General features: G+C 56.7%; 21 protein-coding genes and 1 tRNA gene. 8 read left to right on the top strand and 14 right to left on the bottom strand.

The window, feature by feature from the left end:
- Positions 1-214 precede the first annotated feature (214 nt).
- Complete coding sequence (locus tag MWU55_RS11395; RefSeq protein ID WP_246936296.1) at positions 215-1,852, bottom strand: alpha-D-glucose phosphate-specific phosphoglucomutase; 1,638 nt, start codon at positions 1,850-1,852, stop codon at positions 215-217.
- A gap of 42 nt (positions 1,853-1,894) precedes the next feature.
- On the bottom strand, positions 1,895-2,326 hold the full coding sequence (locus MWU55_RS11400) for an Lrp/AsnC family transcriptional regulator (RefSeq protein WP_246936297.1): 432 nt from the start codon (positions 2,324-2,326) through the stop codon (positions 1,895-1,897).
- Positions 2,327-2,448: 122 nt separating this feature from the next.
- On the opposite strand from MWU55_RS11400, the gene MWU55_RS11405 reads away from it, so the two are divergent.
- Entirely contained in the window at positions 2,449-3,588 is a 1,140-nt protein-coding gene (locus MWU55_RS11405; protein ID WP_246936298.1) for a type III PLP-dependent enzyme, read from the top strand.
- On the opposite strand, the gene MWU55_RS11410 is transcribed toward MWU55_RS11405, so the two are convergent.
- Together MWU55_RS11410 and metF are read right to left on the bottom strand one after the other, a co-directional pair.
- Complete coding sequence (locus tag MWU55_RS11410) at positions 3,585-4,067, bottom strand: PaaI family thioesterase (protein ID WP_246936299.1); 483 nt, start codon at positions 4,065-4,067, stop codon at positions 3,585-3,587. The two genes, MWU55_RS11405 and MWU55_RS11410, sit on opposite strands and share 4 nt — an antisense overlap.
- 104 nt (positions 4,068-4,171) lie before the next feature.
- Positions 4,172-5,038 (bottom strand): methylenetetrahydrofolate reductase [NAD(P)H], encoded by an 867-nt coding sequence (metF, locus tag MWU55_RS11415; protein ID WP_246936300.1) that lies wholly within the window; start codon positions 5,036-5,038, stop codon positions 4,172-4,174.
- Between the two features lie 98 nt (positions 5,039-5,136).
- Between metF and MWU55_RS11420 the strand changes: the two genes are divergently transcribed.
- From MWU55_RS11420 to MWU55_RS11430, 3 genes are all read left to right on the top strand, one after another.
- Complete coding sequence (locus MWU55_RS11420; protein WP_246936301.1) at positions 5,137-6,042, top strand: LysR family transcriptional regulator; 906 nt, start codon at positions 5,137-5,139, stop codon at positions 6,040-6,042.
- Positions 6,043-6,114: 72 nt separating this feature from the next.
- Positions 6,115-6,909: an inositol monophosphatase family protein gene (locus tag MWU55_RS11425; protein WP_246936302.1), complete on the top strand. Its 795-nt coding sequence runs from the start codon at positions 6,115-6,117 to the stop codon at positions 6,907-6,909.
- Positions 6,910-6,984: 75 nt separating this feature from the next.
- The gene (locus tag MWU55_RS11430) at positions 6,985-7,176 is read left to right on the top strand and encodes a hypothetical protein (RefSeq protein ID WP_246936303.1); all 192 of its coding nucleotides are present in this window, start codon (positions 6,985-6,987) and stop codon (positions 7,174-7,176) included.
- An 11-nt stretch (positions 7,177-7,187) separates the two neighbouring features.
- On the opposite strand, the gene MWU55_RS11435 is transcribed toward MWU55_RS11430, so the two are convergent.
- On the bottom strand, positions 7,188-7,937 hold the full coding sequence (locus MWU55_RS11435; RefSeq protein WP_246936304.1) for a rhomboid family intramembrane serine protease: 750 nt from the start codon (positions 7,935-7,937) through the stop codon (positions 7,188-7,190).
- A 47-nt stretch (positions 7,938-7,984) separates the two neighbouring features.
- The gene (gene putA, locus MWU55_RS11440; protein WP_246936305.1) at positions 7,985-11,431 is read right to left on the bottom strand and encodes a bifunctional proline dehydrogenase/L-glutamate gamma-semialdehyde dehydrogenase PutA; all 3,447 of its coding nucleotides are present in this window, start codon (positions 11,429-11,431) and stop codon (positions 7,985-7,987) included.
- Positions 11,432-11,553: 122 nt separating this feature from the next.
- Between putA and MWU55_RS11445 the strand changes: the two genes are divergently transcribed.
- Together MWU55_RS11445 and MWU55_RS11450 are read left to right on the top strand one after the other, a co-directional pair.
- A complete protein-coding gene (locus MWU55_RS11445; protein WP_246936306.1) occupies positions 11,554-12,009 on the top strand; it encodes an Lrp/AsnC family transcriptional regulator in 456 nt (151 codons plus the stop codon).
- A gap of 47 nt (positions 12,010-12,056) precedes the next feature.
- A tRNA-Leu gene (locus tag MWU55_RS11450) sits at positions 12,057-12,143 on the top strand.
- Positions 12,144-12,216: 73 nt separating this feature from the next.
- Here the strand turns inward: MWU55_RS11450 and MWU55_RS11455 are convergent.
- The 7 genes from MWU55_RS11455 to MWU55_RS11485 are packed head-to-tail and all read right to left on the bottom strand — an operon-like array spanning position 12,217 to position 18,850.
- A complete protein-coding gene (locus MWU55_RS11455) occupies positions 12,217-13,206 on the bottom strand; it encodes an ABC transporter substrate-binding protein (RefSeq protein ID WP_246936307.1) in 990 nt (329 codons plus the stop codon).
- A 49-nt stretch (positions 13,207-13,255) separates the two neighbouring features.
- Entirely contained in the window at positions 13,256-14,101 is an 846-nt protein-coding gene (locus tag MWU55_RS11460; RefSeq protein ID WP_246936308.1) for an ABC transporter permease, read from the bottom strand.
- Positions 14,098-15,033 (bottom strand): ABC transporter permease subunit, encoded by a 936-nt coding sequence (locus MWU55_RS11465; RefSeq protein ID WP_246936309.1) that lies wholly within the window; start codon positions 15,031-15,033, stop codon positions 14,098-14,100. Before MWU55_RS11465 ends, MWU55_RS11460 begins: the two co-directional genes overlap by 4 nt.
- Entirely contained in the window at positions 15,026-15,808 is a 783-nt protein-coding gene (locus tag MWU55_RS11470) for an ABC transporter ATP-binding protein (protein WP_246936310.1), read from the bottom strand. The genes MWU55_RS11465 and MWU55_RS11470 overlap by 8 nt, the downstream gene beginning before the upstream one ends.
- A 2-nt stretch (positions 15,809-15,810) precedes the next feature.
- Complete coding sequence (hydA, locus tag MWU55_RS11475) at positions 15,811-17,265, bottom strand: dihydropyrimidinase (protein ID WP_246936311.1); 1,455 nt, start codon at positions 17,263-17,265, stop codon at positions 15,811-15,813.
- Positions 17,266-17,276: 11 nt separating this feature from the next.
- Positions 17,277-17,606 (bottom strand): barstar family protein, encoded by a 330-nt coding sequence (locus tag MWU55_RS11480; protein WP_246936312.1) that lies wholly within the window; start codon positions 17,604-17,606, stop codon positions 17,277-17,279.
- Positions 17,603-18,850, bottom strand: coding sequence for a Zn-dependent hydrolase (locus MWU55_RS11485; RefSeq protein WP_246936313.1), 1,248 nt, complete (start codon positions 18,848-18,850; stop codon positions 17,603-17,605). Before MWU55_RS11485 ends, MWU55_RS11480 begins: the two co-directional genes overlap by 4 nt.
- Positions 18,851-19,056: 206 nt before the next feature.
- Between MWU55_RS11485 and MWU55_RS11490 the strand changes: the two genes are divergently transcribed.
- Both MWU55_RS11490 and MWU55_RS11495 read left to right on the top strand, forming a co-directional pair.
- Entirely contained in the window at positions 19,057-19,689 is a 633-nt protein-coding gene (locus tag MWU55_RS11490; RefSeq protein ID WP_246936314.1) for a TetR family transcriptional regulator C-terminal domain-containing protein, read from the top strand.
- Entirely contained in the window at positions 19,689-20,315 is a 627-nt protein-coding gene (locus MWU55_RS11495; RefSeq protein ID WP_246936315.1) for a TetR family transcriptional regulator C-terminal domain-containing protein, read from the top strand. The genes MWU55_RS11490 and MWU55_RS11495 overlap by 1 nt, the downstream gene beginning before the upstream one ends.
- On the opposite strand, the gene MWU55_RS11500 is transcribed toward MWU55_RS11495, so the two are convergent.
- On the bottom strand, positions 20,296-21,150 hold the full coding sequence (locus MWU55_RS11500) for a DMT family transporter (protein ID WP_246936316.1): 855 nt from the start codon (positions 21,148-21,150) through the stop codon (positions 20,296-20,298). The two genes, MWU55_RS11495 and MWU55_RS11500, sit on opposite strands and share 20 nt — an antisense overlap.
- Between the last annotated feature and the right edge of the window lie 20 nt (positions 21,151-21,170).

Here is a 21,170-nt window from a genome sequence, read left to right on the forward strand (position 1 = left end):
GGCACAGCCCAGGTCAACTGCTGCCCATCAGGATCTTCGGTCGCAAACGCGCGGAGTGGCAGAAACAGATTTCTGCGGTCATAGCAAGCAAGGAAGACCGCGCGAAGCGAAGTTTTAACAATTGATTAACCTATCCCCCAAACAGAGCTGTAAATGCAAGAAAATAAGGCTTTGAAACCAAAATTGCGATCAAAGGACGCAGATTTGCAGCACTTTAGCTGATGACATCTGGGGCCGTGCGTCCAAGCAGGTCTTGAATGCCGGCAAACTGTGAAGTTGCGGTAATCACTTTTGACAGCGCTTCTTGTGCATCACGCGTCAGATCACCGGTCGGATCTACGTATTGTTCCAAATAGACCCGTAAAGTCGCACCTTCAGTTCCTGTGCCCGACAGCCTTAGCATGGCCCGCGCACCGCCTTCATATGCCAAGATTACACCTTGGCCCGTGGTAAGGGAGCCATCAATCGGATCGGTATAGGCAAAATCTTCGGAACCGGTAAGGGTCAATCCAGCGGCCGATTGTCCGGGCAGGGTGGACAGTCTGGATTTTAGTTCTGACATCAAGTGATTAGCCGATTTGGAGTCCAGTCCTTCATAGTCATGCCGTGAATAGTAGTCGCGGCCATAAGTCTGCCAATGCTCCTTCAGGATCTGGGCAACACCTTCGCCGCGCACCGCCAAGATGTTCAGCCACAGAAGTACCGCCCAAAGCCCATCTTTTTCACGTACGTGATCTGATCCGGTGCCTGCGCTTTCCTCGCCACACAATGTGGCGCGGCCAGCGTCCAGCAAATTGCCAAAGAACTTCCACCCGGTTGGGGTCTGGAACGCTTCAACCCCAAGCTTTTCCGCCACACGATCTGATGCAGCAGATGTCGGCATGGATCGTGCAACCCCTGCAATCCCTTGGGCGTAGCCCGGCGCAAGATGGGCGTTTGCAGCCAGAACAGCCAAGCTGTCAGAGGGGGCAACATAGATGCCGTTTCCGACAATCATATTGCGGTCTCCATCCCCGTCGGATGCCGCGCCGAAATCCGGCGCATCCGGCCCATGAAGATGATCAAAAAGCTCTTTTGCCCACACAGGGTTCGGGTCAGGGTGCCCGCCGCCGAAATCCTCACTGGGATTGCCGTTCACAACGCTACCAGTTGGGGCGCCCAAGCGGCGTTCCAGAATTTCAGTGGCATAAGGACCAGTGACCGCGTGCATCGCGTCAAATCGTAGGGTGAATCCGTCCGCGATCATTTTGCGGATAGCATTGAAATCAAACAGCTCTTCCATCAAGGATGCGTAGTCCGCAACGGGATCGACAACCTCAACCACCATGTTGCCCAGAGTTGCTTCGCCGCATTCTGATAGGGACGGTGCGGCAGCGTCGGTGATGTGGTAGGCGTCGATATCTTGTGCGCAGGCGACGATTGCGTCCGTGACGGCTTCGGGCGCTGGGCCGCCATTTGCGATGTTGTATTTCAGCCCGAAATCTCCGTCTGGGCCGCCGGGATTGTGGCTGGCAGACAGGATCAAGCCGCCATCGGCATTGCGTTTTCGGATCAAATGGCTGGCGGCAGGGGTGGACAATATACCATTCTGCCCAACGATCACCCGTGCAACCTGATTGGCCGCAGCCATGCGCAAGATCGTGGCCATCGCGGGACGATTGAAATAGCGCCCGTCACCGCCCAGTACCAGCGTCTTTCCAGCCGGTTCAATGGCGTTGAAGGTGGCCTGCGTATAGGTTTCCAGATAGCCCGGCTCGGAGAACACGGCGACCTTCTTGCGCAATCCTGAAGTTCCCGGCACTTGGCCATCAATCGGGGCGGTTTTAAAGGTCGTCGAGGCGGTGGAGTTCACAATCAGTCCCCTTGAAATGCAATAATCAATATTGGGACAGTCTTAGCCCAACCGGTCGATCCGCGTCGAGAGGTGGATCAGACTTTCCGATCCTTTAACGCCGTCAATTTCCCCTATCGCATCGAGAACTTCATCCAAAAGTGCCGTTGAAGGGGCTGCCAGTTGCAACACCATATCCCAACGACCTGACGCAGTATGGGCAGCTTCGACCTGTGTCAGAGTTTTCAGGCGTGCCAATACTGCGGGGGTTGAGCGTGGCTCGATCGAGATCAGGACGGTGGCACGGATACGATCACTGCGCGCAGCGTCCCCCAGCCGAAGGGCATATCCCGCGATAATCCCCTTTTCTTCCAGACGCTCGATGCGGGCTTGTACCGTAGACCGCGCAAGCCCCAGTCGTCGGGCCAGCGTGGCGACTGGAAGGCGCGCATTGCTTTCAAGTTGGACAAGTAATTCTCGGTCCGTGTCGTCCATTTGTCTGATCTCTCGTTCAATTTGACGATATATAAGCGACATATTGACCGGAGTGCCACTGGAAATCGACGGCGCGAGTTGTGATTCTTAGTTTAGCGACAACAGGATCACGGAAAATAGCAATGAGCAGGCAACCCTCAATCTGGCTGACACCGCTGTCTCATCTGAAGACAGAGCGCCCCATGCAGCCCGTCATGTATTTTGCACCCGCCGTATTGCAGGCCACTGCACGTCGTTTCATCGCCGGGTTTGACGGATTGGTGACCTATGCAGTGAAAGCCAACGATACGCCGATGGTGCTTGAGAACCTTGTCACAGCAGGGCTGCAGGCCTTTGATGTGGCAAGCCCGGCTGAGATGCAGGCACTGCGCGCCGTGTCTCGTGATGTCGAGATGCATTACAACAATCCCGTCCGATCGCGCGCTGAGATCGCCGAGGCCGTGTCCCTAAACGTCCGTTCCTATTCCGTAGACAGCACCCGCGAGCTTGAAAAGCTGATCGCGCAAGTGCCGCCGGAAGGCGTTGAGATCTCTGTACGATTGGCCCTTCCGATTGAAGGGGCTGCCTATAACTTCGGGGCGAAGTTTGGTGCTGATCCCGATTTGGCTGTTTCACTGCTTGAACAAGTTAAGGCCGCTGGATTTATCCCATCGATGACGTTCCATCCCGGAACGCAATGTGCCGAACCGTCTGCATGGGTGGCTTACATATCCCAGTGTGCCAAGGTGGCACAGCAGGCAGGGATCAAGTTGCGTCGCCTGAACGTTGGAGGTGGATTCGCCGCCAACCGCGGAGTTGCACCAGACCTCGAGGCAATATTCCATGCCATTCATGCTGCCGTCGTGATCGAGTTCGGAGATGATGCGCCGGAACTGGTTTGCGAACCGGGTCGGGCCATGGTGGCCGAAGCGTTCAGCCTTGCCACTTGTGTCAAAGCCATCCGCGAAGATGGTGCGATCTATCTGAATGATGGGATTTACGGCGCATTGTCAGAAGCGCCGTCTATTGGTGTTCCTGATCGCTTGAAAACAGTGCGCGCGGATGGTGATCCGCATGAGGGCGAACAAGAAAAGCGCACGGTGTTTGGGCCGACCTGCGATTCAATCGACCAATTGCCTGACCCATTGTCGCTGCCCTCAGACTTGGCTGAAGAAGACTATCTACTGCTGGCAGGTATGGGAGCCTACAGCCTTGCAACGGTCACCCGGTTCAACGGCTATGGGGCAATTGAAACCGTGACCGTGCAGTCCTTGGCGCTTTAAGTCGCCTTCATAATGATACAGGTGGTCGAGCCGGTGGCGTAAAGCTTCCCGTCCTCGACGCCTCGGATTTCTCCGTTCGATATTCCGGTTGAACGGCCAGCGTGTTGGATGTGCCCGTTGGCCTCGATCAACGTGCCACGCGGAATGGGGCGCAGGATATTCACCTTGTATTCCAAGGTCGTATAGACCGAGCCTTTCGGCACGCGGGTCATAACTGCGCAAGCCATGGCGCTGTCCAGAAGTGTCCCGTACCAGCCGCCATGTACCGTGCCCATTGGGTTGCAATGCTCAAAAAGCGGCGTTCCACGAAAGCTGACTTTCCCATCCTCGACCGCATGAAGGTGGTAGTTCAAAGTGGCCCCAATCGGCGGCCCAGAGATGGTCCCGTCCAAGATCCCTTGCATGAAATCCAACCCAGACATGGACGTGGTGACGTCCAATGTTGGCAGCTGTTCGTATGAGGTTGCGATGATGCTCATAAGGAGGCCTTTCCGATCTGATGCTCGGGAAGGCTAAGGGCGGCACCCCAAGGTGCAAGACTTACGCTAGGTCACAAAGTGGGTGCCGCTGCAATAAACTGATATCAGGCGACATTTGCCAGGCTGATTTGCGGCGTGACGCCCAGCGCATGGGCCACATCACGCGTCAGAGTGGGTTTGTTCAGCGTATAGAAATGAAGGTCGTGCACACCTTCATCAATCAGATCGGAACAAAGCTCTGTACACAGGGCAGTGGCTAAAAGATCGGTGCGATCATCCCGCTCCGCCTTTACGAATGCATCATCCAGCCATTTGGGGATGTTGGTGCCACAGCGTTCAGCAAACTTGCGCACGCCCTTCCAGTTTTCAATGGGCAGAATGCCCGGAATGATCGGTACATCAATGCCAGCTTGTTCGCATTTGTCGCGGAAACGGAAGAAGGTCTCGGCCTCGAAAAAGAATTGAGTGATGGCCGATCCAGCACCGGCGTCCACTTTGCGTTTCAGCCATTCGACGTCAGCATCCATATCCGACGCTTCAGGATGCGGATCAGGATAAGCGCCAACACGAATGTGGAAATCACCAGTGGTGGCGAGCGCTTCGATAAGCTCGACCGAGTTCGCAAACCCGTCTTCGCGGGGAATGAAACGATCTGCGCCTTTCGGTGCATCGCCACGCAGGGCGACAATCTCTTTCACGCCGACCTCGGCATAGCTTTTTGCGATTGCCAGGGTTTCATCTCGCGTGGCTTCAACGCAAGTCAGGTGTGCTGCAACGTTTAGACCGTAATGCTTGTGGATCGTGCCAACCGCGTCATGGGTAAGCTCCCGCGTGGTTCCGCCCGCTCCGTAGGTGACGGATACAAAGTTAGGGTCCAGCGGCGCTAGCTGACGAACGGTTTCCCAAAGCCGGAACGAAGCGTCCAGCGATTGCGGGGGAAAGAATTCGAATGAGATACTTGGCGTGGTCATGGCACCCTCGGCGGACATATGGCGATTTGGCCCTCTTGTGCCTCATCTTCGATTGTGAGACAAATTCATAATACTCACATTAAACATGAGGTGTGTGCATGTATATTGAATTCCGGCACTTGCGCACAATGCGAGCCATTCACCAATCGGGGTCTCTGGCCCGCGCAGCGGATATTTTGCACATCACCCAGTCGGCGCTGAGCCACCAGATCAAAGGGCTGGAAGAACAAGTCGGTATGGAATTGTTCCACCGACGCACCAAGCCCATGCGCCTTAGCCCTGCAGGGATGAAGCTGCTGCGGCTGGCCGAGCAGGTGTTGCCCGAAATTGACCGGCTGGAAGAGGAATTCAGGGCTTTGAAATCAGGGCGCTCTGGCAGGTTACACATCGCCATTGAGTGTCATGCCTGTTTCGATTGGCTCTTTCCGGTGCTTGATAAGCTGCGCCATGCATGGCCCGACGTGGATCTGGATATTCGCCAGCGCCTTGCCTTTGACGCGATCGAAGCTTTGCGCCGCGAGGAAGTTGATTTCGTGATCTCATCCGATCCGGTTGAGGTGCCGGGGATCACCTTTTCTCCACTCTTCGCGTATGAGCCCCGGTTTGTTGCCTCATCCGCGCATCGATTAGCGAGGGAGGATTTCATCGTTGCGGAAGATTTTGAACAAGAGCTGCTGCTGACCTATCCGGTAGAACGTTCGAAGATTGATGTGTTTACCGGATTGCTCACCCCAGAACGCATTGAACCGCGTGGGATCAGGCAAGTTGAAATGACCGAAGTAATCCTGATGCTGGTAGCGGCTGGGCGCGGCGTCGCGGTGCTGCCAGATTGGGTTTTGGGGGACGTGAAAGACAATGCGGATTTCATCACCAAGCCCCTGACCGAAGGTGGCCTGCGCAAGCAAATGTATGCCGCAACCCGGGATGAAGATACCATGGTGCCCTTTATGGCGCATATGATCCGTCTGTGTAGGTCTGAACCCGTGAAACTTCAGCGCAACTGACGTCCTTTCAGTCTTGGCAAACAAGGCGCACAGGCGTATACGCGCCGTTTGAAACATCAGGAGTCCTTTCCAATGCAAGGCAGTGCAAATCTGAACGTGATGATCAAGGCAGCCCGCAAAGCTGGCCGCAGCCTTGTGAAAGACTTTCGCGAGGTCGAGAACCTTCAGGTTTCGATGAAAGGCGCTGGTGACTTCGTATCGAAAGCCGACATCTCTGCGGAACAGATCATCCGTGAAGAACTTATGGAAGCCCGCCCGAACTATGGCTGGTTGGCCGAAGAAGGTGGTGCGGCAGAAGGCAAAGACCCAACACGCCGTTGGATTGTCGATCCGTTGGATGGCACCACGAACTTCTTGCATGGACTACCGCACTGGGCAATCTCGATTGCGTTGGAACACAAAGGCGAAATTATCGCTGGTGTGGTTTATGATGCCGCCAAGGACGAGATGTTCTATGCCGAAAGGGGCGAAGGCGCTTGGTTGAACCAAAGCCGCCTGCGTGTATCAGGCCGTTCACGCTTGATCGAATGCATCTTTGCAACAGGTCTGCCGTTTGGTGGTCGCTCAGACCTTCCTGAAACGCTGCAGGATTTGGCACGTATCTTGCCTGCCTGTGCCGGTGTGCGCCGTTTTGGATCGGCTGCATTGGATTTGGCCTATGTCGCCGCTGGCCGTTATGACGGCTATTGGGAACGCAGCCTCAATGCCTGGGATATTGCAGCGGGCCTGCTGATTGTGCGCGAAGCCGGTGGCATGGTTGCCCCGTTTGAAGGCGAGTCGATTCTGGACAGCGGCAGTATTGTTGCTGGAAACGAACCAGTATTTGAGAAATTCACTGGATTGGTTCGTAGTGACTCAAGCAAATAGGATCTGAGCCTAAATTTCCCCAACCATGACACATTCGTGCCGCAAACGTCGCGAATAAAATGGGCCATGAGCACAATGTCACATATCTCTCGCCGCTTTGCACTTTTCATTTCTGAAGAGGAAGGCGCAATTACAGTCGATTGGGTGGTTTTGACCGCCATTGTTGCCGGCGTCGGATCCGTTTCTGCCTGGCTGGTTACGTCGAATATCCCGGGATTTGCTCAGAACATTGGAGATGCCATTTCCGTAATGTCCGTCGGCCCCTAAGCACAACTTGACTACCGTCTACGACGCCCGGTCCGGGGAATGCTGGATCGGGTGAGCTTGTATTTGGCTTCTGGATGATCGGGATGCCCGTCTGTGCGTTCCCAAAATCTTTGTGCTCCCAATCGAAGCCAAAGCGGAAGCACAATTGCAAAGCCAGCGATAAAGCCACCTGCATGCGCCCAATGGGCCACCCCGCCTCCTTCTGCCCCGAAGGATGCTACGCCATTGAAAAGTTGCAATCCAAACCATACCAGCAGTGCGGCCCAAGCAGGGATTGGAATAACCCTGATGATGATCACAATGATGAACAGCACATCCACACGCGCTTTTGGAAACAGCAGTAAGTATCCCCCCATAACGCCGGCAATTGCCCCCGACGCGCCAATCATCGGAACCGCACTGCTGGGGTCGGTCACATATTGCAACAGTGCCGCTGCAATGCCGGTTGCCAGATAGAACAGAAGGAATTTGACATGTCCCAACATGTCTTCAAGGTTGTCGCCGAAGATCCACAAAAATAGCATATTGCCTGCGAAATGCATGAAGCCGCCATGCAGGAACATGGATGTTATAAGCGTTTCCAGCTCTGCGCCCTGCGACAGGCGCGCTGGGATCATGCCGTAACTGACAAAGATCTCGGACGCGGCAGAGCTGCCGTAGAGCGGCAGCATAAACAGAAAAACCAGAGTGTTCGCCGCCAACAGGCCATACGTGACGACCGGGCGACGTTCCGAAGGATTGTGATCGCGTAATGGAAACATGCGCTGACTTGACCCGATGCATGCCACCGGGTCAAGCCAAAGGCCCGTCAGGCTTTGGTTTGGGCCAGCATCAACAGCTCCGCATTGCCGCCTGATGCGGTCGTGTCGACGCAAAGATGGCGTTCATGGGTCACCGTTTCAGCAGTCGGCGCGCCAGTGATCAACGGAAGAATAGCCCCCGGTCGATTGGCTAAAGCCGTCACGATCTGCCTTGCGGAGCCTTCGTCCCCCCAAAACACAACGCCGCCGATCCCCTGAATGGTTCCGGCATTTTTTGTAGCGGCATTCGGTGCAAGAACGGCGGTGCCGCCAAGCTGTTCAATCGCCTTTTTCTGCGCCTCCGCATTGGCTTGCCCAGGACCCATGCACAGGAAGGGCGCGCGCGGGTGGACCGAGAGCTGGTTCAGTTCTCCTGTCGGTCCCGGCAGACGTTCCGAGGACAAGGTGACATCGCAGTTGATGGCTGCGATCTCGGTTTCCAGTACCGGAACGGGTGGGGCTGCAACCTTGTCAGCAGGCGCAGCTTGTGGGGCTGCATCCGCTTTGCAGAACCGATCCATATACATTGGTCCACCCGCCTTGGGGCCGGTGCCAGACAGGCCTTCCCCGCCAAAGGGCTGAGAGCCCACGATAGCGCCGATCTGATTGCGGTTCACATAGGCGTTGCCCACATGCATGCGATCGCAGACATGCTGCACCCTGTCGTCAATGCGCGTGTGCAGACCGAAGGTCAGGCCGTACCCAGTGGCATTGATATCATCAATCACCTGATCCAGCTCGTCGGCTTTGAAGGTGGCAAGGTGCAGGACCGGGCCGAAGATCTCGCGTTTCATGTCTTCGATGCCGGATACGCGCACAAGGGTCGGCGCAACGAAATAGCCGCCTTCTGGGGCTGTTAGTTCATGCGCAATGCGCCCCTCAGTACGGGCTGCGTCTACATAGGTTTTAATGCCCTGAAACGCCTCGTCATCAATCACTGGGCCAAGATCGGTGTGCAGGTACCATGGATCGTCCTGCTTCAACTCGTTCATTGCGCCGATCAGCATTTCCGTGACGGCTTCGGCCACATCTTCCTGCACATAGAGGCAGCGCAGAGCCGAGCATCGCTGTCCCGCTGACTGGAAGCTTGAGGCCACGATATCGCGCACGGCTTGTTCGGGCAGGGCGGTACTGTCGACGATCATCGCGTTTAACCCGCCTGTTTCTGCGATCAGCGGCGCCGACGGGGCCATGTTCGCCGCCATGGCGCGGCGGATGATTTGCGCGGTTTCGGTTGACCCTGTGAAGGCAACGCCTCCGATCCGTTGATCAGAGGTCAATGCAGCGCCAACCGTCGCGCCATCGCCGGGCAACAATTGAAGCACATCTTTCGGAACGCCGGCTTCATGCAGAAGATTCACCGCGGCATGGGCGATCAAGCCTGTTTGTTCGGCGGGTTTTGCAAGGACGCCGTTGCCCGTGGCCAATGCGCCAGCAATCTGTCCGGTGAAAATCGCCAGCGGGAAATTCCAGGGTGAAATACAAGTAAACAGACCAACCGGATCACGTGTATGGTCCTGAGCGCGGCTGGCATAATATCGTAGGAAATCAACTGCTTCACGCAGTTCCCCCATGCAATCCAGCCAGATTTTCCCTGCCTCGCGCGACAGAAGTGCAAAGAAGAGGCCAAGGTTCTCTTCGTACAAATCCGCGGCGCGGTTCAGCACTTCGGCCCGCTCGCCAGCACCGGCATCCCATTGCTTGGCAGAGGACAGGGCCGTTTCCACATCTGCCGCGCTGGCCCATGTGATTTGACCGATCGCAGAGTGGGTCGAGGGGTTCTTGACCGTGACGACAGGGCCGCCTTTGGGTGTGCCAGAGATCAGAGGGGCGGCTTCAAAGCTAGCCTTAGCAAATGTACCACGCGCGGTTTCAATCTGTTCCAGATGCGGATCATAGGTCAGATCCAATCCCATCGAGTTCTTGCGCGCGCCGAAAAGCTCGGGCCCGGTGGGAACATGTGGTGCCTCCAAGGCAAGCGCGTCAAACGGGCAGGCGGCGACCTCTTCTGGTGTCACGCTTTCGTCGACAATCTGGTTCACGAAAGAACTGTTCGCGCCGTTCTCCAACAGCCTACGCACCAGATAGGCCAACAGGTCACGATGGGCCCCGACGGGGGCATAGATGCGGCAGCGCGTGTTGTTTGCATCCATGATGATCTGATGAAGGCGTTCGCCCATGCCATGCAGGCGCTGGAATTCATAGGCTTGCGTGTCTATGCCAGAGGTCTGCGCGATGTCCAGAATGGCTGCAGCAGTGTGGGCGTTATGGGTGGCGAATTGCGGATAGATCCGGTCGGTCAGGCCAAGCAGTTTCTTGGCGTTGGCGATATAGCTGACATCGGTGGCAACTTTGCGGGTGAAAACGGGGAAGCCCTCTAGCCCTTCGACCTGCGCGCGCTTGATCTCGCTGTCCCAATAGGCGCCTTTCACCAGACGGACCATGATCTTGCGATCCAGACGTTCCGCCGTTTCATGCAGCCAGTCGATCACGGCGCCCGCGCGGTGGCCATAGGCTTGTACCACAACGCCGAACCCGTCCCAGCCAGCCAATGCGGGGTCTTCCAGAACCTTTTCGATCACGTCCAAGGAAATCTGAAGGCGATCTGCTTCTTCCGCGTCGATGTTGAACCCCATTCCTGCGGACTTAGCCAGCTGCGCCAGCGCGGACACGCGTGGAACAAGGGTTTCCATGACGCGCTTGTGCTGACCACGTTCGTACCGTGCGAAAAGCGCGGACAGTTTCACCGAAATGCCGGGGTTTGAACGGATGTCATCGGATGTGCAAGCCCCTGCAATCTCAGAAATCGCTTTTGCATACGCCATTTGATACCGGCGCGCGTCGCTGTCGGTCAGCGCCGCTTCCCCCAGCATGTCATAGGAATAGGTGAATCCCTTTTCCTCCATCTTTGATCCGCGCTTCATGGCGGCCCCGATGGTTTCACCCAGCACGAACTGGCTGCCCATTTCCTTCATGGCGCGGCCAACCGCCGTGCGGATGACGGGTTCGCCAAGTCGTTTGACGGCACCGCGCAAAGCGCCAGCAATGCCCGGCTCACGATCTTCCAGCACCTTGCCGGTCAGAAGAAGCGCCCACGTGGATGCGTTTACAAGGGAGGACGACGACCGACCCAAATGTTTGCCCCAATCTGACGGTGCGATCTTGTCTTCGATTAACGCGTCGATGGTCTCGGCATCCGGGACGCGCAAAAGGGCTTCAGCCAGACACATCAGCGCGATGCCTTCGTCGGTGGACAGGCCATACTCCGCCAGAAAAACTTCCATCAGGCCGGGATCAGAGGATTCGCGGATGGCCTGAACCAACAAGGCGCCGCTGGCCGAAATGCGAGCACGATCTGTGTTCGACAGATTGGCGTCGCGGACGAGGTCTGCAATGTGCGTCTCCTCGTTCGTATAGGCAAGGTCGTCGATCAGCTGTCTCAGGTCTTTGGGCATACTGAAATCCTTCTGTTATCGTTATCACCATAATAGCGCAATTTTATGGGTCGAAAATACCGAAGAAATGATCTATGAAAGTCAAAGAGACTTAAAAGAGCTAAAATGACAGGAAAAAGTGAATGGAATTTGACCGCTTTGATCGCTTGATTCTGGACATTCTGTCTGCGGACGGGCGGATATCGATCACCGAACTGGCCAGCCAGATCGGCCTGTCAAAATCGCCCACTCAAGCCCGCCTGAAAAAATTGGAGAAATCCGGCGTAATCACCGGATACCGCGCCCAAGTAGATCCCATTCGAATGGGGCGCGACCATGTCGCGTTTGTTGAGGTGAAGCTTTCCGACACGCGTGAGGCTGCACTGAACGCCTTCAACGAAGGTGTTGTGGCTATTCCTGAAGTCGAAGAATGCTATATGTTGGCGGCCCATTTCGATTATCTGCTGAAAGTGCGCACGCAGGACATGCGCGATTATCGCCGGGTTCTGGGCGAGAAAATCAGCTCTCTGCCCAATGTGGCGCAAAGCTCAACCCATGTAGCGATGCAAGCCGTGAAGGAAGATGGCACTTCTGTGTGATCTGCCGTTGCCCCTTCCGATCTTTGGCGCTAGGAAAAGAGCGCTTTGCCCGCGTGGTGGAATGGTAGACACAGGAGACTTAAAATCTCTAGGCCGGATAGGCCGTGCCGGTTCGAGTCCGGCCGCGGGTACCAAGCAACTGACAAGCTGCCCATACGCAAACGGCGCACCAGATTGGCGCGCCGTTTTCTTTTCTATATCAGCGAATTACTTCAGCGCAGCATCCGTAATGGCACTGGTCCAAGCACCTGATGGCTCAGCCGTAATCACTGGGTCCGATCCGCCACCCAGCAGCGTCGCAACGGTGCGTGCGTAGGCAGCTTCGTCCAATGCGCCGTCCGAGCCTGCGGTCAGCTTGGCAATCTCGCCCATCATGCGAACCTGATGCTTTTCGGTTTGCGCACCGGTTTCATCATATTCCAGAACGATCATAGCCGCATCTTCCGGGTTTTCTTCGGCCCATTTCCAACCTTTCATCGAGGCGCGCACGAAGCGCTCCATCTTGTCGGTGAAGGCGGCATCGCCAAGGTTTTCTTCCATGACGTAAAGACCGTCTTCCAACGTGGCGACGCCCTGGTCTTCATACTTGAAGGTCACAAGCTCTTCTGGCGCTACACCGGAATCGATGACCTGCCAGTATTCGTTGTAAGTCATGGTCGAGATGCAGTCGGCCTGACGCTGAAGCAGGGGATCGACGTTGAAGCCTTGCTTCAGGACTTCGACGCCTGTTTCGCTGGCTCCGTCCGTCGCAATGCCCAGCTGTGACATCCAGCTCATGAATGGGAATTCATTGCCGAAGAACCAGACACCCAGGGTGCGGTTGGCAAGGTCGGCAGGCGACGAAATTCCAACGTCCCCCCAGCAGGTCAGCATCATGCCAGAAGAGGCGAAGGGCTGTGCGATGTTCACCAAGGGCAAGCCTTTTTCGCGGGCAGCCAAAGCTGCGGGCATCCATTCAACAATCACGTCGGCACCACCACCAGCAATCACCTGCGTGGGGGCGATGTCCGGACCACCGGGTAGGACGGTCACGTTCAGATCTTCTTCGGTGTAGAAGCCGTTTTCCAACGCCACATAGTAGCCCGCAAATTGCGCTTGCGTGACCCATTTCAGTTGCAGCTTCACCTCGTCCGCGGCCATTGCCATGCTGGACGATGCTGCCAGCACTGCTGCGCTGATCATCGATGTGAGTTTCATGTCTCTCTCCTTGTTGAATGCATTTTTTAGTTTGTTTTGTTGTGTTTACTCAGCCTCTTTGGGATGGGTGCCAGAACGTCACCTTCTTTTCTATCCAGGCCACCGCGCCGTAAAACGCTGTGCCTGCCAATGCTGCGACGGCAATTTCAGCCCATACCAAATCGATGGACAGGCTGCCGACGCCTGTGGAAATGCGAAACCCCATGCCGCGGGTTGGGGATCCGAAATACTCCGCCACGATAGCACCGATAAGCGCCAAGGTCGCGGCAACTTTCAATCCGTTGAAGATGAATGGCATTGCTGCCGGAATGCGCAGCTTGATCAGGGTCGAGAAATAGCCAGCCGCATAGGTTTTCATCAGGTCGCGCATCATCGCATCGGTTTCGCGCAAACCTTGAACTGTGTTCACAAGCACTGGGAAGAAGACCATCACAACCACCACGGCCGCTTTCGAATGCCAATCAAAGCCGAACCAGCTGACCAGAATGGGGGCGACGCCGACGATGGGAAGAGCTGCGACGAAGTTCCCGATAGGCAGAAGCCCACGGGTCAAGAAGGGCGACTTGTCGATCAGGATAGCGACAAGAAAGGCTGCCGCCGCACCGATGAAATAGCCGCGGAGCGCTCCCTTCAGGACGGTTTGTTTGAAGTCCTCCCACAACATGCCGGTCGACTTGGCAAAGGTTTCTGCAACGTCAGACGGGGCGGGAAGAATTGCGGCGGAGACATTGAAGGCATGAACCAAGGCCTCCCACGCGACGATGAGCGTCAAGCCGAAGATGATTGGCACCAGATAGCGCACCAGCGTCGTGTCGGCCCATTTTGAGCGCACCATCGCAACATTCGCAGCCCATGCGGCCAGCCAAAAGATAAGGGCAATTATCAACCAGCTCATGAGCGCATCCCCATTTTGCGAAGAAGAACATGCTGGGTCCGATCAATCAGTGTGACAAGCACGCCTGCCAGAATGGCGGCCGCGAAGAGAGCGGACCAGATGGCAAGCGGGGTGCCGAATTGATCCCCGATCAGAATGCGGGCGCCAAGACCGCTGATGGCTCCTGTTGGAAGCTCGCCAACGATGGCTCCGACAAGTGCTGCCGCAATCCCGATCTTCAGCGATGTGAACAGATAGGGCAGGGAAGCAGGCAGCCGCAGCTTTAGGAAACGTTGCACACCGGATGCACTATAGGTTTTCAGAAGGTCCAACTGCTCTCCGGTTGGCGAGCGCAGACCTTTGACCATCCCGACGAGTACAGGAAAGAAACACAGGTAGGATGAGATCAGCGCTTTCGGAAAGCCGCGCCCTTCGATCCCGACTTGGGACGACAGCACAATTATCATTGGGGCAAGGGCAACAATCGGAACCGCTTGCGAGATGATGGCCCAGGGCATCACGGACATCTCAATCACGCGGGATTGCACGATCGCGATGGCCCCGATGATCCCAATGGTGGTGCCCAGAAGGAACCCCCAGAAGGTCGATTGAAGCGTGACCCATCCGTGATAGATCAACGAACGCTTAGACCATGTGCGACCTTTCAGAACCATTGCACCCGTGGTTTTCCAAAGCTCTTTTCCGACTTGCGTCGGGGTCGGCAGCCTTGGCCGGTCCAGATCATAACCCGCCGCGATATGGCTGCTGTTCTTTGCCATCAGCGTCCAGCTGGACACCTCGCGCCGTTCTACGGGTGTTTCTGGCGTGACGGTTTCACCTGCCCGGTCAGCCTGATCCAGCGCCACGCGAATGTTCATCGGTGCGACCGCCAGATACCAGATGACGACGATTGCCGCCAAAACCGTTAGAACTGAAAGCGCGGTTTTAGTCATAGGAATGCCCCGCGCGCAGCCCTTCGCGGACCCTGTGGGCAACGTCCAGAAACTCTTGCGTGTCGCGAATGTCCAAGGGTCGGTCTTTGGGCAGCGGATTTTCGATCACGTCCGAAATCCGACCGGGGCGCGGTGACATAACCACGATCTTGGTCGACAGATACACGGCCTCGGGGATCGAGTGGGTGACAAACGCAATCGTCTTTTCGGTCTTGGCCCAAAGCTGCAAAAGCTGCTCGTTCAGGTGATCGCGCACGATCTCGTCCAGCGCACCGAACGGTTCGTCCATCAACAGAATATCCGCATCAAAGGCCAGCGCACGGGCGATCGAGGCCCGTTGCTGCATGCCGCCCGACAATTGCCACGGGAACTTCTTTTCAAAGCCCGCCAGGTCAACCAGCTCCAACACGCGCTTGATCCGTTCGTCTTGGTCTTCTTTTGGGTAGCCCATGATTTCAAGCGGCAGGCGGACATTCTTGCCAATCGTGCGCCATGGATACAGGCCGGCATGCTGGAACACATAGCCATAGGCGCGCGATTTGCGCGCCTCGCGCGCAGACACGCCATTGACGGTGATCGAGCCGCCTGTGGGCTCTTCGAGATCCGCCATGCAGCGCAAAAATGTGGTTTTCCCACAGCCCGACGGGCCGATGAAGCTGACGAAGTCGCCCTTGTTGATATCAAGAGACACGTCCTTCAACGCATGTACCGGCCCGTCATTGGTCTGAAAGGTCAGCGAGAGATTCTCGGCCTTGATCGCCGTTTCTGTAGTCAATGTCAGACCCCTGTTGCCGGAATGCCGGTGCGTTTGACTGGTTGCGGAGCCGTCAGCTCTTTCCACTTCGACAGCGCTGTGTTGACGGTGGCATTCGGTTCGCGCTCGACGAACTTGCCGTGGCCTTCTTGCGTGCGGATTTCGCCGTCATGCACAGCGACCTGTCCGCGAGAAAGCGTGAAGCGTGGCAGGCCTTTGACCTTGTGACCTTCAAACACGTTGTAGTCGATGGCCGATTGCTGGCTGTCCGCGGCGATGGTCTTTTCCTTTTCAGGATCCCAAACCACAAGGTCCGCATCCGCGCCTACCAGCACTGCGCCCTTCTTCGGGTAGCAGTTCAGGATCTTCGCGATGTTGGTCGAGGTCACGGCGACAAATTCGTTCATCGTTAGGCGGCCCGTGGCCACGCCATTGGTCCAAAGCATCGGCATCCGATCCTCAAGCCCACCCGTCCCGTTCGGGATCTTGGTGAAGTCGCCCACGCCATAGCGTTTCTGTTCGGTCGTGAAGGCGCAGTGATCGGTGGCAACCACAGACAGGCTGCCCGATTGCAGACCGGCCCACAGGCTGTCTTGGTGCTGCTTGTTGCGGAAAGGCGGAGACATCACGCGGCGCGCGGCGTGGTCCCAATCCTTGTTGAAATACTCGCTTTCATCCAGCGTCAAATGCTGGATCAGCGGCTCGCCCCAAACGCGCTTGCCCTGCATGCGGGCACGCCGGATGGCTTCGTGGCTTTCCTCGCAGGACACATGCACCACATACAGCGGCGCGCCGGCCATGTCTGCGATCATGATCGCGCGGTTTGTGGCTTCACCTTCGACTTGAGAGGGGCGCGAATAGGCATGTGCTTCTGGCCCGGTATTGCCCTCGGCCAGCAGTTTGGCCGACAGTTCCGCCACCACGTCGCCGTTTTCTGCATGGACCATCGGGGTCGCGCCGAGTTCCGCCAGACGGTTGAACGAGGCGAAAAGCTCGTCGTCATTCACCATCAGCGCGCCTTTATAAGCGAGGAAGTGCTTGAATGTGTTTATGCCGCGCTCCTGCACAACGGTTTTCATGTCGTCAAACACTTGTTCACCCCACCATGTTACGGCCATGTGGAAGGAGTAGTCGCAGTTCGCGCGGGTCGATTTGTTATCCCACCGTTTCAGCGCGTCCAGCAGGCTTTCGCCTTGGTTGGGAAGGGCAAAATCCACGACCATCGTGGTGCCGCCCGCCAACGCCGCCCGCGTCCCACTTTCGAAATCGTCCGAGGAATAGGTGCCCATGAACGGCATTTCGAGGTGCGTGTGCGGGTCGATCCCGCCGGGCATGACATAGCACCCTGTGGCGTCGAGCACTTCGTCGCCCTTCAGGTCCGGCCCGATCTCGATGATCTTGCCGTTTTCGACAAGGACGTCTGCTTTATAAGTGAGGTCCGCCGTGACGACGGTTCCGTTTTTGATGACTTTGGTCATTTTGTCTCTCCCTAAATCTGAAATGCCAGCGACAGTACTGGTGGCAGATCAACGTCTATCCGACTTAAATTCACGAACGTCGAGCACTCGGTCAGCGCATCCCAAATCTGAGGTTGGGCAGATTTCAGTTTGGCAGCATTCTCAATATAGAGCGTAACTGTTTTTCCTGGCTCTACATGCGTAGCCGTTAGCCCGTATTCTGGGTCGTCCAAAGAGGTCATGCAGTCAATCCAAGCATCCATGTTCCGACCATAGAGCTCCGGAAAACCAAGTTCGCGTGCAAACAGGTCATGAAAGTCCTTCCACGAGGAAACCTTCCCGACATCTATTCGCAAAATCACTCCACAATCTCCGCCGTTTCCAACACCGCATGCATCAGCACATCCGCGCCCGCCGCTGCCCATTCCTTGGAAATATCCTCGGCCTCGTTGTGGCTTAGACCATCCACACAGGGGCACATGATCATCGCGGTTGGGTAAACCTCGTTGATCCAGCAGGCGTCGTGGCCCGCGCCGGAGACGATATCCATGTGGCTATAGCCTAGCTCTTCCGCAGCATCGCGGACCGCTTTCACGCAGGTCTCGTCAAAGGCGGGCGGGTCGAAGGTGCCGACCATTTCCCAGCTCATCTCAACGCCGATACCTTCGCAAAGCTTCGGCGCGCGTTCGTCAAACTCGGCGATCATTGCGTCGATCACCTCTTGCAGGTGCGAGCGGAAATCGACGGTGCAGACGACCTTGCCGGGGATGATGTTGCGCGAGTTTGGATAGACGTCGATATGTCCGATGGCCCCCACTGCGTTGGGTTGGTGCTTCATCGCGATCTCGTGGACCAGTTCGGTGATCAGCGCCAAACCGCGCCCTGCGTTGATCCGCATCGGCATAGGGGTCGAACCCGTGTGGCTTTCCTTGCCCACAATGGTCACTTCCAGCCAGTTAAGACCTTGACCATGAGTGACAACGCCGATGTCTTTGCCTTCGGCCTCCAGAATGGGGCCTTGTTCGATGTGTAGCTCGAACATTGCGTGCATCTTGCGCGCGCCGACTTCTTCGTCACCAACCCAGCCGATGCGCTTCAGCTCATCGCCGAACTTTTTGCCCTCGGCATCTTCGCGATCGTAGGCCCAGTCTTGCGTGTGTTTGCCCGCGAACACGCCCGAGGCCAGCATGGCCGGCGCAAAGCGCGTACCTTCTTCGTTGGTCCAGTTGGCGATGACAATCGGATGTTTTGTTTTGACGTTCAGGTCGTTCATCGTGCGGACGGCTTCCAGCCCGCCCAGCACGCCCAAAACGCCGTCATATTTGCCGCCAGTGGGCTGGGTATCTAGGTGCGACCCCATATAGACGGGAAGGGCGTCGGGGTCTTCGCCGGGGCGGGTGGCAAACATATTGCCCATCGTATCCACGCCCATGGTCATGCCCGCGGCTTCGCACCATGTCTGAAACAGCGCGCGGCCCTCGGCGTCTTCATCGGTCAGGGTTTGGCGATTGTTGCCGCCCGCGATGCCGGGGCCAATCTTTGCCATCTCCATCAGGCTGTCCCACAGCCGATCAGGATTGATGCGCAGGTTTTTGCGATTGGTCATATTCATCTCCCTTTGGGTACACATGAATGTGTTCGCGGAATTTAGATTCCGTCTTGATCATTAGGCTGGATGATTTCTGCACGATCGGTCAACATTTTTCTGACCGATCGTGCGAATTGTTCTGTTTTCTGACGAAATCTCGTGCGAAAAGGTAAAGAACTGCGTTAATTCTACGCAGAACTTAGGTGTGAAGTGTTGACGTAAGTATGGCGACAGAAGGCATTCAAAGCCGCAATCGGCAAGAGGTGACGGCGCGGATTCTAACCGCTGCTGAACGCGTGTTTGCCGAGTTCGGATATGCCGGAGCCTCGATCAGCAGGATCGCGGCGCAGGCGGGCATTCCGAAGTCGAACGTGGTCTATTATTTTGAGACCAAAGAGCTTCTGTATCGACGCGTGGTGGGCGAGATCTTTGATATCTGGCGTGCGGCGGCCGACAGCATCACCATCGACAATGACCCGATTCAAGCGCTGGGCGACTATATCGACACGAAGCTGGATCTGGCGCGCACGCGGCCCTATGGCTCGAAGGTCTGGGCGAATGAAATCATTCAGCGCGCGCCGATTGTGCAGGATTATCTGGAAGACGAACTGCGGTCTTGGACCGAAGATCGGATTGTGGTGATCGAGGCATGGATTGAACACGGAAAGATCCGCCCGATTAGTGCGCGTCATCTGCTCTATGCGATCTGGGCGACGACACAGCACTATGCAGATTTTACCCACCAGATTACTACGTTGAACGAAGGGGTCGAGCTGACGAACCGCCAGTGGGTCGAGTCCAAAACGGCGGTGAAAGACCTGCTTCTGCGTGGCGTTGAAAAGCATGGGGACGCGTAATGGCGCGGGCGGGGACAACAGCGCGCAAGACGCGCAATCAGTTGGAAAAGCGGCAGGCGATATTTGAGGCTGCGCTGGACGTGTTCTCGGAAAAAGGGTTGCGTGGCGCGACGTTAGAACAAGTTGCTAAAGCTGCCGGGCTGTCCAAGCAGAACGTGGTTTACTACTTCAACGGCAAAGACGCGATCTATGCAGAGCTTTTGGAAAGCCTGCTTGAGGTGTGGGTGCAGCCACTGCGTGATATGTCAGCGGACGGCGATCCGCTGGACGAGATCCTGACCTATGTGTCGCGCAAGGTGCAAATGTCGCGCGATATGCCGCGTGAGAGCCGCCTGTTCGCGACCGAAATCCTGCATGGAGCTCCGCGATTGGGGGACGTGCTGCCCTCAGAGCTGAAGGCACTGGTTGATGAAAAATCCGCCATAATTCAGGGTTGGATGGATGCAGGAAAACTGGCGCCGCTCGACCCGCATCACCTGATCTTTTCGATCTGGGCGATGACGCAGCACTATGCAGATTTCGATGTGCAGGTACGCTCGGTTCTGGGGCCAGATCGCTCGGCCACCCGGTTCGAGGATGCAGAAGCTTTCATCAAGGATATGTTGATTAGGACGCTTCGGCCTTAAGCAGCATAAGCAACGCCAGTAGTGTTGCGCCGACCCCCAAAAGCAGCATCAGCGGCTGGGTCTTGCCATGCAGCAGCAGATCCCACAGCACCACCCAGCTGGGCACCAGATAGGTGTAGGCCATGACTTTGCCCGCGGGCAGGCGTTGGGCGGCGTATTGCAGCAGGAAGAATGACCCGGCGGTGGCGGCAACGGCCAGATAGATGATCACCAGCCAAACCGCAGGGCGCAGGGCGGCATAGTCCGTCGCAATCAGGTCGGGCGCGCCGTAGATTGCCGTGACGACCAGCGCCCCCAGAATGGTCCCGATCGAGGTCTGCACAGGTTTCACATCATGGGCCAGCTTGCGGGCGAGCGCTGGGACCATGGCGTGTGCGAAGGCTCCAAGCGTGAAAAGGGCTTCACCAAAGCCGATTTCGAACCGCAAAAGTGCGTTCAAGTCGGCACGGAAGATCACCCAGATGGCACCTATAGCTCCGATGGTCAGGGCAATCAGGGTCCAGCGACTGGCATATTGGCGGGCGATGACATAGCCGAACCCAGCCGCCATCAGCGGGGTCAGGGTGAATACGGCGGCAGTTGATACGGCAGAAGTTACACGCAGGGCCTCGAACATCGTGATGAAATAGACGGCCATCAACCCGCCCATCAGCCCGAAGCGCCAGAAGCGGTGGAACACCGGGGTAATTGGCACGCGCATCGCCTTTGCGACGGCCATCAGCAGCAACGCGGCCAAGGCAAAGCGTACGGTGCTCAGTGCCGCAGGGGCCATGTCGCGCGCTACGATATGTCCAAAGGTGAAGGACAGCGATACCAGCATCGAAAAGCTGAGCATCGCCAAATGGCCCTGCCACG

The sequence above is a fragment of the Aliiroseovarius sp. F20344 genome, from assembly GCF_023016155.1.
GTDB lineage: Bacteria > Pseudomonadota > Alphaproteobacteria > Rhodobacterales > Rhodobacteraceae > Aliiroseovarius.